Source organism: Shewanella sp. MF05913 (assembly GCF_059758095.1).
In genome coordinates, this window is the sequence record NZ_JCAYNT010000001.1 from 393,808 (window position 1) to 407,979 (window position 14,172).

Consider the following 14,172-nt stretch of genomic DNA (forward strand, 5'->3'; position numbering starts at 1 on the left):
TAATCAAGCTAATGAATATTTATTTTACTAATGTCGGTTTCATCATGAACCTGGCGTTGCAGTAATATGTGTGCCGTTGATGAAACGCTAAATACTGGGGTGTCTGCCATTTTAAAATAATAAATAGGTTGCGAGTCACCTGTGCTGAGGTTCATTTTTTCGATATGCAGTTTCTCTTGGCTGACCGGTACGTAATACAGTTCACTTTGTTTTACTTGCCACATTCCAACGTTGGTATTGGCTTCTACGCCTAAAAAGTCCAGCTGCTGGGTCGTTAAATTATAGCGAGCGAAGTCTTGACTGTTACTTTGCGTAAAATAGATAACGTCATCTACAACATCAAAATTAGTGATGGTTGATGGTAGGCTTATTTTGCTTTGAACACCGCTAATCAAGTCAATAACAAGCAGTTGTTGATTGTTGGTATTACTTAATATGACTAGCTGATGATTATTCAACCAACGTACTTGATGAGCATGATTAATATCAATCGTTTGCACATTATCATTTGCAAAAGAGTAAACCCAAATCGCATTCACGGTAGAGATGACTATTTTTGCGTCATCTGGCGACCATTGTAACGGTTTAATTTGAAGGTCTTGTCGAGGTAATGGCAGTTTTTTAACCTCACCGTCAGCTTGGCTAAGCCATATTTCGTCACGACCAGTACGATTACTGAAAAACACAAATTGTTCGGAATGATGGGCATAAGTGGGCATGTATTCATCTTTAGATGACAAAGCGATGGGTGTCTCTTTACCATGAGTATCGACATTAACTAAATTTGCTCGAGTTAATCCATGGCTAACAAATACATTCCCACCATTAATACTGCTTAGTTGGGTAATATTATTTAAATCAGACATGAGTTCGGTATGTTTATTACCTTCATTGTCGGTAATAAATAATTTACCTGCCGATAACCACATTAAATCACCGTTATCGAGGTATTGCACTGCAGAAATATTGATACCAGGCATGATTACTGTCCTTTGTATCGTTAAGGTTGGTACATCAAATAAATGTAAGTGAGTTTGGTTGTTAAGCGCATTACGGCTCAATAAAGCAATCTGTTGTCCATTTGGCGAAAACTGGACGCTGATAAAACGTAATCGTTCATCAGCAAATGCGACACTCAATGCCGGTAAGGGATGTTGTTGGTTCAAATCGATTTCGAAGCGAGTTATCCCTTGGCCTTCTGTTGCTGTCACTACCTGTATTTTAGCATTTGTTTTCCAGCGTTGGCTGACTACATTTGCGATACCACAAGAGTATTGTTTGAGTTGCTCTGAGGTGTGAAATCGATAGATGTTTAATTGACAATTACGCAGCCCTAAAGCCTCATTTTCACGTAAAAAAACGCTCATTAAATCAACGTTAGGTGATAGTTTTGGTTGTCTTATTGTATCGGCACTACGATAAATATTATGCTGCTTATCACTGTCTAGGTGGCGTGCAATAACATTGAATACCGCATCATTTTTATTGATGTACACCAACCAATCTCGCGTCGAGCTTGTGTCAAACTCAGCGCCTGGTGCATACGTGACCGTTTCACTTTCGACGACTTTTAATCGCGGTTCAGCCTTCGATAATAGCGGCGAAGATTTAAACAGTAACAATACAACAAGTGTGACAAAGCACAGCATTACAGCTAGCCTCCATACTTTAGGTCGAGTTTTTTGTTGTAACACCGTCTTGTGAGTTGCGCCTATAGCGTGATGGTATGTCGTTAAGTTAGCCGGTTGACTGGCCTCGTCATTGTCGGCTTGTTTAACTTTTATATGCGATGGAGTACTGGTTTGATTAAGCGGTAACTCTGCGCTGGTTGTGTCAAGGTTGTGTGATGTTGGTAAGGTATTTATCGTATCTAAAGCTGTCACTGCAACGCATAAACGATACCCTGCTCGAGGTAAGGTTTGGATATATTCTTGGGCTGGATCTAATTGTGCAATTACGGCGCGTAGTTGAGATACTGCGCGGTTAATTGCATTATCACTAACAATTCTATTTTGCCAAACGTGCGTAATTAGCTCTTCTCTATTAACAATTTTATGGTTGTTTGTACAAAAATAGTACAGCAGTTGGAATGATTGAGGCTTTAGTTGAACAATTTGTTCAGTGTTTAATACTAAGGTCTGTGTTGCAAAATCTAATGTTAATGCACTTATTTTATAGTTTTTATGTGTGAGTAGCATATCCAATCCGCTGCTATTTTTTATAGTATCAGTCCGTTGAGAAATGGCACAATATCAGCAATAAATCACTTTGTGCTCATTTCATCACTCGAGAAGTTTGTTAATCTTGATATATCAACAATGGATAAACAAAATAATCGAACTGTTCCATCTTTATTGTTGTACCTGGATTTTTTAAGCGAGCCTCGTGCTCGCTTTTTTTTATTCGTAGTATTTAGCAATATTAGTTGGCGCGATAATACTAAATTAATAACAAAAGTCACCTAATATCACATCATAATCACTAACAAATCACCAACAAATCACTTCTCGATTGTTGTTTGTTACATGTCATTAACAGATGCTCTGCATTAACCAATCATTACCGATTGGAACAAAACAATTAGAATAGAAATGGCTTTTAGGGAGCAGTGATTAGATGAAAAAAACACAAATGGTGCTAGCGATTAATATGGCATTACTGGGTGTAACTGTTGCGTCGTCAGGCATAGTTTATGCTGCAGAAACAGAAGAAGGCGCCAATAAAGTTGAACGTATTGCGGTAACGGGTTCTCGTATTAAACGTACCGACCTAGAAACGGCGCAACCACTATTGAATATTAGCCGTGATGATATTGACCGTTCAGGTTTAAGCAGTTTATCTAACTTATTAAAAGAAATCGCCACTAACGGTGCTTCTCTTGGCTTACAAACTAACAATGGTAATACCGGTGGTGCTGCTACTGTTAGCCTACGTAACTGTGGCTCAGCCAGAACATTAGTGTTAATCAATGGTCGCCGTTGGATCCCACAACTTGGTGGTAACGTTGACGTTTCAACGATTCCTTTAGCCGCAGTTGAACGCATTGAAGTATTAAAAGATGGTGCATCAACCATTTATGGTACCGATGCCATTTGTGGTGTTGTAAACGTGATCACCCGTAATGACTTTGAAGGCGCAGAGTTTTCAGGCTCAATGGGTGGATACGAACAAGGTGATGGCGAGCAAGAAACTGCGTCGATTACTTTTGGCGGTGCGGGAGAGAAAACCTCAATATTGATGAACGTTGCTTATACCAAGCAAGAATCAATTTTAGGGGGTGATCGTGATATTTCATCGGTACCTATTTACAATCTACCAGCGAATATTTCAGGTTCTGGTGGCCGTGCTAGTCCTACTACGCCATACGGTCAATACACCGCAACAGTGGACGGTGTTGAAGGTTCATACACATTAGATCAATCTAAAACGGGTTGTGTTGCTAATCAAGACTGTACTAGCGTAGGCGACTTTAAGTTATATGACCGCTTAACTGACGGATATAACTTTGCTCCGGTAAACTACATTCAACAGCCTTCTGAAACAACGAGTTTATATTTGCAAGCCGCGCATCAACTCAATGATTCGATTACGGCTAAATCTGACGTCATGTATTCGCAAAGAACCTCTGAAGCACAACTTGCAGCTCAGCCAATGGGGGGATTAGCAATCTCTAAAGATTCTGTTTATAACCCATTTAACCAAGATATTAAAGGCGGTTCATTCCGTCCAATCGTGGCACCGCGTTCATTTGCAGCTGATGTTGATACATGGCGTGTCAGTGGTAGTCTAGAAGGTGATTTTGAATTAGCCGATCGCTCATTCTATTGGGATGCATTTGCAGCATTCTCTGAAACGAATTCGGTTTTCTTAAAAAATGGTTTCTTTGATACTAACAAGGTAAAAGCAGCCCTAGGTGCGTCTAGCATTACCAATGGCGTGGCAACCTGTGACGGCAACGCAGCTTGTGTACCATTAAACATTTTTGGTGGCCCAGATGGGGTAACACAAGAAATGTTAGATTATATTTCAGTATCGCCACGTAATTTAGCATCACAAACATTGCACAATTATGGCGGCAGTATTGGCGGTGATGTGGTTGAGTTACCTGCCGGTATGTTAGCTTTTGTCGCCGGTGTTGAATACCAACGCCATGCTGGTTACGACTCGCCCGATCCTTTAACCGTTGCTAACCAAGTGTTAGGTGATAACGCATCACAACCAACCGAAGGTGGTTTCTCGGTATCTGAAGCATTTGCTGAAACGGTAATCCCATTACTCGCTGATTTACCATATGTTAAAAAAGTTGAGTTAAATGCTGCTGTGCGTGTGTCTGACTACTCAAACTTTGGTAATACTACTAACCCAAGCTTTAAGCTGACTTATGCACCTGTTGATGACGTGATGTTCCGCGCCAGTATCAGTGACGGTTTCCGTGCGCCATCGTTAACCGAATTATACAGTGGTCAAAATGACTCTCGTCCTGCGGCGACTGACCCATGTGATATTAAATCAGTTGCTTATACCAGTTCAGCGCAAACGCGTGCTAACTGTTTAGCTGCGGGTGTGAGCACATCGTTTGAACAAAAAGATCCACAGTTCCGTTCAAAAATTGGGGGTAATCCAGATTTACAACCAGAAACATCTACATCAAAAATTGTTGGTGTTGTGTACAACCCAAGTCAAATCGAAGGGCTTGGCTTAACACTAGACTGGTTTAACGTACAAATTGAAAACTTGATTGGTACTAACACCGCACAAACGATTGCTAATCGTTGTTATATTCAAGGGATCTCTCAATACTGTAATTTGATCACTCGTGATACCACGGGCGCACTAAACAGTAACCCTGGTGAGATTTCTAACTTACTGGCATTGTCTCAAAACTTTGTTGGTGGTTATGAAACCGAAGGGTATGACTTCAATGTGACGTATAATTTCACTACATCTGTGGGCGATTGGCAGATTAACTGGGACTCAACTTATGTTGATTACGCAGGCGACATTGGTCAGCCTGATCGTGGAGATGTAAACGTTGACGGCAATATTTCTGGCGGTAACAGTGTCGGAAAACTTAGCCCTGGTGCATCTGGCGGTGGCAGTGAGTTTAGATTGAAATCAAACTTAACTGTGGGTTGGAGTAATGATGATTTCTTCGCATCTGTCACAGCTCAGTTCTTATCTAAACAAATTGAAAGTTGCTCAAACGTGATTACCGTTGCAGCGGGTGTTGGCCAACCTGAACTACGTGATTTATGTAGCGACCCAGACAATATGGCAATGAGTTACGCCTTTACACCAGGCACAACAGATGTCGTTGCAACTGAAGTCTCTGCACCTGAAAATAAATTGTCTCCAACAATGTATTTCGATGCGCAAGCGGGTTGGAATACGTCATGGGACAGCACTGTATCAGTAGGTATACGTAACTTGTTTGATAAAGAGCCTCCAGTTGCTTACTCAGCGTTTGCTAACAGTTACGATCCTTCGTACCGTATTCCTGGTCGTTACTTATATGCATCGTTTAAACAACGTTTTTAACCCTATTATTTAGGCGCTAATAAATGTTTTCTTAGTGCCTGAATACAAAAAAACCTTTTAGGGTAATGCCGATCAGTTAAGAATTGAGTTACAAAAATATACCGCTCTATTAACCGATCTTTTCAGTTTGCCAAAATCCGATAATTTTTGTTATCGGATTTTTTTATGGAACGTTAAGAATCGTGTACTCACACTTCAATTAACCGCCTAACCGAATTCTCATGCCTTTCTTAGGTACCCGAACTCGATATGATTCAACCTTGACATTGACTACCATAAGAGATTGATTATGGCGTTAGAAGTGTTGTCACACAGACCAGAAAAAATGCCGCTCACATTAAGTGAACGGCATTACCTTTTAGAGGCTTTTTTATTGCCTTAATGGCAATGATTTAATTAAGCCCGCATGCACTTTTCGCCGCGAGCTAAGCCGACAACACCAGAGCGCGATATTTCAATCACTTTTGTGGTGTCACCTAAAGCGTGTATAAACGCATCGATTTTGTCGCTAGTTCCCACCATTTGTATGGTGTACAAGTTGGGCGTGACATCGACAATTTGACCCCGGAAAATATCCGCAGTACGTTTTACTTCTTCGCGTTGCTCACCCTGTGCTTTCACTTTGACTAATGCGATTTCACGCTCAATGTGTGCCGCTTCGGTGATGTTAGCGACTTTTAAGATATCGATAAGCTTATGCAGTTGTTTTTCAATTTGTTCTAACACGGTTTCATCGGCAATCACGGTAATGTTGAGGCGTGATAGCGTGGTGTCTTCCGTTGGCGCTACGGTTAAGCTTTCGATGTTGTACCCGCGCTGAGAAAAAAGCCCTACAACGCGAGACAATGCGCCTGGTTGGTTTTCAAGTAATACAGAAATAATACGACGCATTAGCTTTTCTCCGTTTTGCTTAACCACATTTCGTTCATCGCGCCGCCGCGGATGAGCATAGGGTAAACGTGTTCAGTTTCGTCTACGCTAATATCGACAAACACTAACTTGTCTTTCATTGCTAAGGCTTCAGCTAGTTTTGATTCAAGCTCATCAGGGTGATTGATGTTCATGCCGACATGGCCATACGCTTCAGCAATTTTGGCAAAGTTAGGCACAGAGTCCATATAGGATTGTGAATGACGACCTGAGTAAATCATGTCTTGCCATTGCTTAACCATGCCTAGGAAACGGTTGTTTAAGTTAATGATTTTAACTGGAGTATCATATTGCAATGCAGTTGATAGCTCTTGAATGTTCATCTGGATCGAACCGTCACCGGTGACGCACACTACGGTTTCATCAGGAAATGCCATCTTAACGCCCATAGCCGCAGGTAAACCAAAGCCCATGGTGCCTAAACCGCCTGAGTTAATCCAACGACGTGGCTTATCAAATGGGTAATATAAGGCGGCAAACATTTGGTGTTGACCGACATCGGATGCAACATAGGCATCACCATTGGTTAATTTATACAGTGTTTCAATCACTTGTTGCGGTTTAATGCGATTACTTGTGCGGTCAAATTCTAAGCTTTTACGTGAGCGCCAAATATCAATTTCGCGCCACCATATGGCAAGTGCATCAGTATCGTTGGTTTCGCTCGATTCATCTAACAGCTCTAGCATACTGTCTAGGATATTATCAGCTGAACCGACAATCGGAATATCAACGCGTACCGTTTTAGAGATTGAAGAGGGATCTATATCGATGTGTAAAATGGTGGCGTTTGGACAGTATTTATCAACATTGTTGGTGGTTCTGTCGTCAAAACGAACACCGATACCAAAAATTAAATCAGTGTTATGCATGGCCATGTTGGCCTCATAAAGACCGTGCATACCAAGCATGCCTAAACTTTGCTTATGAGTACCAGGGAACGCGCCTAAGCCCATTAAGGTACTGATGACAGGAATGTTTAAGCGTTCTGCTAGTTTAAGAATTTGTGCGTCACAACCCGATATCACCGCGCCGCCGCCCACATATAACACAGGTTTTTTAGCGGCTAATAAGGCTTGTAATCCTCGGCGGATTTGGCCTTTATGACCTGTGGTTGTCGGGTTATAAGAGCGCATTTTAACGCTGTCTGGATAAATGTAATCGTGAAGTATATCTGGGCTTAAACAGTCTTTAGGGATATCGATAACAACCGGGCCTGGGCGGCCTGTCGATGCAATGAAAAAAGCTTTTTTGACTATTTCAGGAATATCTTTGGCATCTTTGACTAAAAAACTGTGTTTAACAACAGGGCGTGAAATACCAATCATGTCGCATTCTTGGAATGCATCATTACCAATAAGGTTACTCGGTACCTGACCTGATAACACAACCAGTGGAATAGAGTCCATGTAAGCGGTAGCAATGCCGGTAATGGCGTTAGTTGCGCCTGGGCCAGAGGTGACTAGTACGACCCCGACTTTACCTGTAGCACGAGCGTAACCGTCAGCCATGTGCACAGCAGCTTGCTCGTGGCGCACAAGAATGTGCTCCATGCCGGGAATTTTATGAAGAGAATCATAGATGTCTAAAACTGAACCACCGGGATAACCGAAGATGTGGCTTACGCCTTCATCGATCAAAGAGCGCACGATCATACTCGCGCCAGAAAGCTTTTCCATGAAATGAGTCCTTTTTAAGTTACCGTATGGTAAACAGTATCTTGTTATACAACGACGGTAATCGCTTTAAAAAATAAGTTTGAATGGTAATTCAAACTCGACGATTGAATTTAACAGTAGCTAAACTCAATGACTTGTTCATTCAGCAACCCAGATGAGTCACTGACATCCATCTTATGTAAATTAAATTTTACTGCAAGCTCTTTAGTTAAATATTTTTCAAGGTTGAAATCATTTCATGTTTATGATTTTTTACTGGCGGTTTTGATGGTTGGTTTTGTGGGCTTATTTTCTTATTTTCTTTTGGTGCGTTGATATTACCACCTTACAGAAACAATGATGGCCATCGATGTGATGGCCAAAATGTGAGGATCAGTCTAAGCGACTTTATATAAAAGCCTCTATGAAAGCCGAATATTAGACAGAGGTTTGTATACGGCTTTTAGGTAACCGAGATTGTAAAAATTGGCATACACCCACAAGCAAAATGGCACAAAGCATGAGTGCAGAGAAGGGCACGGCACTGCCATCGTAAAAATAAGCCAGTAAAGGCCCTGCGGTTGCACCAAATCCAAAACGAAGAGTACCAATAACTGCGGTCGCTGTACCGGTTTCTTGTTTGAATTTTAATAATACAATGGCATCAGCATTCACCGACATCACCCCAAGTGAACCCATTAAGGGGATGAGCATCAACACAGTAAAGTGGTAGCTTAAATCCAGCAGATTAACCATCAATAAACCGAAAGCGGCAATCACGCCAAAAAATGTCGAGACGTGCAGCATGCGTTTTGAGCCATAGCGACTGACAATTCTTGAGTTAACAATGTTTGCCAGCATCAGAGCGCCAACGTTAGTGCTGAATAGGATCGCAAACAGTGATTTATCTAAATTGAACACTTCCATATAGATAAACGGGGACGCGGTTAGATAGCAAAAAAAGGCAAATGACGTTAATACGCCACTGGTAATATTGAGCTTGACGCCATCCCTTGCAAATACGGTGTAATAGGCCCGAAGAAAAGATTTTTGACTGCGGCTATCAGCATCTTTATCACTGGGCATTTTTAATTTAAACAGCACCAGTGCTAGCAAGGTGATGGCATAACAACTTTGACTTAAAAAGATTAAATGCCAGTCGCCTAGCTCCATAATGAGACTGCCTAGCGTTGGAGCAAGCAAAGGGGCCAACATCATAATTAAACTGACATAAGACATGCCTTTAGCCGTATTGTCGCCGTACACTTCTTTTATATAGCCTGGCACCACGACCGTGGCTGCTGCACCAATAAATGCCTGGGCAAATCGTAGAATTAAAAATTGTTCAATACTGGTACTTAAGGCAATGAGTAAACTAATAACCGTAAATCCGGATAAACCAAAAATCACTAATGGTCGGCGGCCAATTTTATCGGCTAATGGGCCAAAAGTGAGCATGCCTAAGGCATAACCTGCTAAATAAATACTTAAAGACTGTTGCACCGTGGTAATACTGGTGTCAAAGCCCAGTGCCAATACCGACATTGCCGGTAAATACATGTCGATGGCTAAAGGGGTTATCGCCACAATAGCAGCCAACATAGGGATCAGCATAGCCAGATTCGGAATGCCTTTGGTGATGGAGGATGACGTTGATTTTATTGGCGATACCACAAAAACCTCGAAAGCAAAAAACGAAAAATACGAACAGTGTGCAAAGAGGTAACAGTTTAGCATGTAACTAGGGCGGGAGAGCCGTCATATTTGTAAGCGAATTTGGCATAGTCTACTCTACGAGGGTTCATTTTTTAGCGTTAGATTAGTCTGATTATGTGCAATTTTTTTGCACATGAGGTGCTAAGGTTTTGCGTAGTGCATTATCAATTTATCTGGGTTAACAAAAATTTACCTGTTTAGCGCGATTGAATATGTCGTAATTATTTTGAAATAAATCTATGATAACAATCAAAGTCAATGTGGTGGGGTCGTTGTGTTTCTGAGTCGATTGTATGCGTTTATGCCTGGTTTAGAGACCTTTTCTCGCTATGAGAGAAGCTGGCTCAAAGACGATGTTACCGCCGCGTTATCTGTTGCTGCAGTGGCATTACCCGTGGCTATCGCTTATGCCCAATTAACTGGGGTTAATGCTGCCGTTGGGCTGTATTCTTGCGTATTACCGATGCTAGTTTACGCCTTGTTTGGTACATCAAGACAACTTATTGTTGGCCCTGATGCCGCCACCTGTGCGGTGATTGCCGCGGTGGTTACGCCGCTTGCTGCGGGCGACAGCTTAATGCATTGGCAACTTGTAATGACCATGACGGTGATGACCGGTTTTTGGTGTTTAATTGCCAGTCGGTTTAAGTTAGGCGTCTTGGCCGATTTTTTATCAAAACCGATTTTAATGGGCCTGCTTAACGGGGTCGCGATTACCATTATTGTTGGCCAGTTCTCAAAAATATTTGGCTTTACTTTCGATGAAAAATACCTGTTAGAACGTTTAGGCGGGGCACCAAGCTACTTGTCACAAACTCATGTGCCTACATTGTTAATGGCAGTATTAACTGTGATTGTTTACTTTGTGATGAAACGGATTAAACCGACCTGGCCAGCGTCCATGTTTGCCATTGCCGTTGGTGCGTTGTTGGTGTGGGGCTTTAAGCTTACCCAGTACGATATCGCGGTCATTGGCTCTGTGACGGGTGGTTTGCCGTCATTTCAAACCCCTGCATTTAATATTGGTATCGCGCGTGAACTGGTGATGCCTGCACTGAACTTAGCGATGGTCAGCTTTGTTAGCATGATGCTTACGGCTCGAAGTTTTGCCGCTAAAAACGGTTACGACATTGATGCAGACAAAGAATTTAAAGCCTTAGGTTTAGCCAATATTGCATCGGCGTTATCGCAAGGTTTTGCTGTCAGTGGTGCAGATTCTCGCACTGCCGTAAATGATGCTAATGGCGGTAAAACCCAACTTGTGTCGATTATTGCCGCGGTATTAATTGCGATAGTGGCGATATTTCTAACTGCACCACTTGAATACATCCCCAGCGCAGCACTAGGTGTGGTGTTGGTCATAGCATCAATACACCTTATCGATTTTAAAGCGATTTGGGTGTTACGTTTGCGCGATCGTCAAGCATTTTACCTCGCGCTGACAACCTTATTTGCGGTGTTATTTATTGGTGTTATCCCAGGTATCACGCTTGCAGTATTACTGGGTTTATTTCAATTTCTACGCACCGTGATGCGCCCAACAGATCAAGTGTTAGGCCTTGATGCCAAAGGAATTATTCGTAGTATTGATGGCAGCGATAAAGCGGCGGCAGTACCCGGTGTGTTTATTTATCGGTTTAATTCACCGCTAACTTACTTTAATTCAACTTACTTTAAACGCAGGTTACTTGAGCGTTTTGCTCGTCAGAATCAACTCGAACCTGTTGATTGTGTGATTATTGATGCAGTGCCGTGCTTTACACATTTAGATTTGAGTGTGATGGCCATGTTGACAGACATTGAGGCATTATTACGTAAACGCGGCGTAAGCTTGGTGTTAGCGGGCAGAAAACGGCAGTTAATCAGTTGGTTTGAACAAACTGATATGGTGTCAGGTGACGACGGTATCACAATACGCTCAGATTTATATTTGGCATTAAGGCTACATCAAAGCCATTTGGCTGCCACCGTAGAACCCACAACGAGTGAAGACAATACAGCAGACAATCAGTCGGTTTTACTTCACAGTCAAATTTAATGGAAGCTGAATTAAGCCATTGATTTTTATGCGTTTTAATATGTGTTGTCTAGGGCGGTTTTATTCTATAGAATCGCCCTAAATAATTGAGGTATGGCAACCATACCTTTTAATGACGCCCCCTCGAAAATCAGACTCTTAACTTCCTTTCTGAGTCCTTAAGTAAAGTAAAAAGCGTAGTCTTTCTGTTTGGATGTGGCATGTATGGTTTCGCAAGTAAGTGAAGCAATGCTGGATGTGATCGCAGATGCGTTAGTCGATAAAGGATACATTCTTTTATCTGACATCATTCCTGATTATGTAAGCTTAGCCTTGCTTGAAAAAATGCAAGCTGAGCAAGATATTAATTTCAAAGATGCAGCCATAGGTCGAGGTATTGAGCAACAAATCAATACTGAAATTCGCTCGGATAAAATTAGTTGGTTAGACAATCAAGATCATACCGATCGCGAATACTTGTCGATTATGGATCAACTAAAAGAGGGCTTAAATCGACGCTTATTTATGGGGCTGTTCGATTTTGAAAGCCATTATGCCGTTTACGAGCCTGGTGCATTTTATAAAAAACATGTTGATGCATTGCACGGTAGCCAAAATCGAATTTTGTCGACGGTATTTTTCTTGAATCCAGAATGGCAAGAAAGCGACGGTGGTGAGTTGGTGATTTATGACGAGCTTGACCAACAACTCGATGTGGTGAATCCACAAATTGGTACGCTAGTGCTGTTTTTGAGTGAGCGATTTCCTCACGAAGTGCGCCCAACCTTTAAAACGCGTAAGAGTATTGCCGGTTGGTTTAGGGTCAGTAACGCTAACCACGGCTTTTAATCGTTAATGGGTTATCATTAAGACACAGATAATGATGTAGATAACGATTATCTGTGTTTTATAACACGCTATTTTCATTGATATCAATCTGCTATTTTTTGTAAGCCGCCATCGTTGCCATGTTCTCTTACAATAAATCAACTGCGTGCCTGCAGTGATGCTTTTCAATTTAGTCACTATTGATATACGATAATGTGATATATATCGTATTCACCATCTGCTGATGTTGTGGTAATTCAAATTTTATTAATCGCAGCAAAACTCTCACGACGTTGACTTTTTATATGTTAAACGCGTAAGTAGTCATTTTTTTTAGATGATGATTTAGGTCTTGGCGAGCGAGGCGATAAAATAACACACTATTTTATATAAGGAAGACAACAGAATGTTCAAACCAGCTATGTGGATTTTGGCTTCATCATTTGTGTGCTTCAGCACGGTTTCGTTTGCAGAAGATGCTGCCGAAAAAGCTTTTACTAATGAATTAATTGAATGTGCTGCGTATTACCAAATTAGCTCTGAAGCTATTGCTGCAATGAATGCACCACAAATGAAAGCGGTAGGCGAACGTCTAAAGACCTCTGCAAGTGATGCGCAAACGCTTGCCAGTAAATATCGCGGGGCAGAGCAAGTTGAAAAAGATGTGGCTGCAGCTAAACAAGCCCAAGTGAAAAAGCTCGCTGGCTCAAACAACCTTGGCGGTTTAATGGCTCAGTATAAAGACGCTTGCAAGACATTAGTTGATGATCCACAAAAACGTTTAGATTACTGGACTATGGCAACAATGTAATACGGCAACCATGTAATACTGGTATTGCCTGAAAGTATCGATGGTGCAGTCCATCAATAGAATACGCCGCGAGTGGATATGTCGTTAATTAAGCATTACTTAGTTAACCATTTTCCTTGTGGCGTTTGTATTATATGGCCGGTATCAGCTGCTTGTATGGCTTTTTGTGCAGCAAGCTTAGCAACCGTATCCAGTTTTATGTGGTTACGCTCTGCAATCACCAGATAATACTTCTTACGTTTCTCGTTTACCGCTAACACCAATGTTTGCGTTTCTTGGCTATCCACCACCACGCCTAAATAGCCATTGGTTTGCTCTCCAACCCAACCCGATACTTTGGCTTGTTGTAAGGTCACTGCAGCCAAAACATTTGAACACCATAACAGGCTGGTGGCACACAATAGTGTCACGATAGCGAATGAAGGTTTCATTGTGTTCTCCGCCTAAAATAACTCATCATTTTCAATCAAAGTGTCTAACTCTTTATCGACTTTGATCCTAATCTCATGTTCGATTTTGACATTAAGATTAATCACAATCGGTTTGTCGGGCGGCTCAATTTTCACCGTGGGTGTGCAACCTGAGAGCCACAATGAGCCTAGCAGGGTACTGATACTAACAATGTATATCGACGAGTATTTCACCTGTATTTCCTTTTAATGCGACTTGACGGA

10 protein-coding genes are annotated in these 14,172 nt (G+C 41.7%); 4 read left to right on the top strand and 6 right to left on the bottom strand.

Annotation, left to right across the window (positions count from 1 at the left end; genetic code table 11):
- Nucleotides 1-8: 8 nt before the first annotated feature.
- On the bottom strand, nt 9-2,198 hold the full coding sequence (locus tag AC19MV_RS01770; RefSeq protein ID WP_498305442.1) for a winged helix-turn-helix domain-containing protein: 2,190 nt from the start codon (nt 2,196-2,198) through the stop codon (nt 9-11).
- Nucleotides 2,199-2,616: 418 nt separating this feature from the next.
- Here AC19MV_RS01770 and AC19MV_RS01775 point away from each other — a divergent pair, with 418 nt between their 5' ends.
- The gene (locus AC19MV_RS01775; protein ID WP_498305444.1) at nt 2,617-5,538 is read left to right on the top strand and encodes a TonB-dependent receptor domain-containing protein; all 2,922 of its coding nucleotides are present in this window, start codon (nt 2,617-2,619) and stop codon (nt 5,536-5,538) included.
- A gap of 396 nt (nt 5,539-5,934) precedes the next feature.
- Here the strand turns inward: AC19MV_RS01775 and ilvN are convergent, their stop codons facing one another.
- From ilvN to AC19MV_RS01790, 3 genes are all read right to left on the bottom strand, one after another.
- On the bottom strand, nt 5,935-6,429 hold the full coding sequence (ilvN, locus tag AC19MV_RS01780; protein WP_432399640.1) for an acetolactate synthase small subunit: 495 nt from the start codon (nt 6,427-6,429) through the stop codon (nt 5,935-5,937).
- Nucleotides 6,429-8,147, bottom strand: coding sequence for an acetolactate synthase 3 large subunit (locus AC19MV_RS01785; protein WP_498305446.1), 1,719 nt, complete (start codon nt 8,145-8,147; stop codon nt 6,429-6,431). Before AC19MV_RS01785 ends, ilvN begins: the two co-directional genes overlap by 1 nt.
- A gap of 417 nt (nt 8,148-8,564) precedes the next feature.
- A complete protein-coding gene (locus AC19MV_RS01790; protein WP_498305806.1) occupies nt 8,565-9,740 on the bottom strand; it encodes a multidrug effflux MFS transporter in 1,176 nt (391 codons plus the stop codon).
- A gap of 403 nt (nt 9,741-10,143) precedes the next feature.
- Here AC19MV_RS01790 and AC19MV_RS01795 point away from each other — a divergent pair, with 403 nt between their 5' ends.
- The 3 genes from AC19MV_RS01795 (at nt 10,144) to AC19MV_RS01805 (ending at nt 13,498) form a co-directional block, all read left to right on the top strand.
- Complete coding sequence (locus tag AC19MV_RS01795) at nt 10,144-11,880, top strand: SulP family inorganic anion transporter (RefSeq protein ID WP_498305807.1); 1,737 nt, start codon at nt 10,144-10,146, stop codon at nt 11,878-11,880.
- A gap of 204 nt (nt 11,881-12,084) precedes the next feature.
- Nucleotides 12,085-12,708 carry a 2OG-Fe(II) oxygenase gene (locus AC19MV_RS01800; RefSeq protein WP_432399636.1) on the top strand — a complete coding sequence of 208 codons (624 nt, stop codon included), beginning with the start codon at nt 12,085-12,087 and terminating at the stop codon, nt 12,706-12,708.
- Nucleotides 12,709-13,108: 400 nt separating this feature from the next.
- Nucleotides 13,109-13,498, top strand: a complete 390-nt coding sequence (locus AC19MV_RS01805; RefSeq protein ID WP_498299162.1) for a hypothetical protein — start codon at nt 13,109-13,111, stop codon at nt 13,496-13,498.
- Between the two features lie 95 nt (nt 13,499-13,593).
- Here AC19MV_RS01805 and AC19MV_RS01810 read toward each other — a convergent pair whose 3' ends face one another.
- Nucleotides 13,594-13,929, bottom strand: a complete 336-nt coding sequence (locus AC19MV_RS01810) for a YdbL family probable chaperone protein (protein ID WP_498305448.1) — start codon at nt 13,927-13,929, stop codon at nt 13,594-13,596.
- Nucleotides 13,930-13,941: 12 nt separating this feature from the next.
- Nucleotides 13,942-14,127, bottom strand: coding sequence for a YnbE family lipoprotein (locus AC19MV_RS01815; protein ID WP_498305808.1), 186 nt, complete (start codon nt 14,125-14,127; stop codon nt 13,942-13,944).
- Nucleotides 14,128-14,172: the final 45 nt, after the last annotated feature.

Coding starts and splice junctions, on each gene's coding strand:
- AC19MV_RS01775 (WP_498305444.1), top strand. CDS start 2,617: ATGAAAAAAACACAAATGGTGCTAGCGATTAATATGGCATTACTGGGT.
- AC19MV_RS01795 (WP_498305807.1), top strand. CDS start 10,144: ATGCCTGGTTTAGAGACCTTTTCTCGCTATGAGAGAAGCTGGCTCAAA.
- AC19MV_RS01785 (WP_498305446.1), bottom strand. CDS start 8,147: ATGGAAAAGCTTTCTGGCGCGAGTATGATCGTGCGCTCTTTGATCGAT.
- AC19MV_RS01770 (WP_498305442.1), bottom strand. CDS start 2,198: ATGCTACTCACACATAAAAACTATAAAATAAGTGCATTAACATTAGAT.
- ilvN (WP_432399640.1), bottom strand. CDS start 6,429: ATGCGTCGTATTATTTCTGTATTACTTGAAAACCAACCAGGCGCATTG.
- AC19MV_RS01805 (WP_498299162.1), top strand. CDS start 13,109: ATGTGGATTTTGGCTTCATCATTTGTGTGCTTCAGCACGGTTTCGTTT.
- AC19MV_RS01800 (WP_432399636.1), top strand. CDS start 12,085: ATGGTTTCGCAAGTAAGTGAAGCAATGCTGGATGTGATCGCAGATGCG.
- AC19MV_RS01810 (WP_498305448.1), bottom strand. CDS start 13,929: ATGAAACCTTCATTCGCTATCGTGACACTATTGTGTGCCACCAGCCTG.
- AC19MV_RS01790 (WP_498305806.1), bottom strand. CDS start 9,740: ATGCTGATCCCTATGTTGGCTGCTATTGTGGCGATAACCCCTTTAGCC.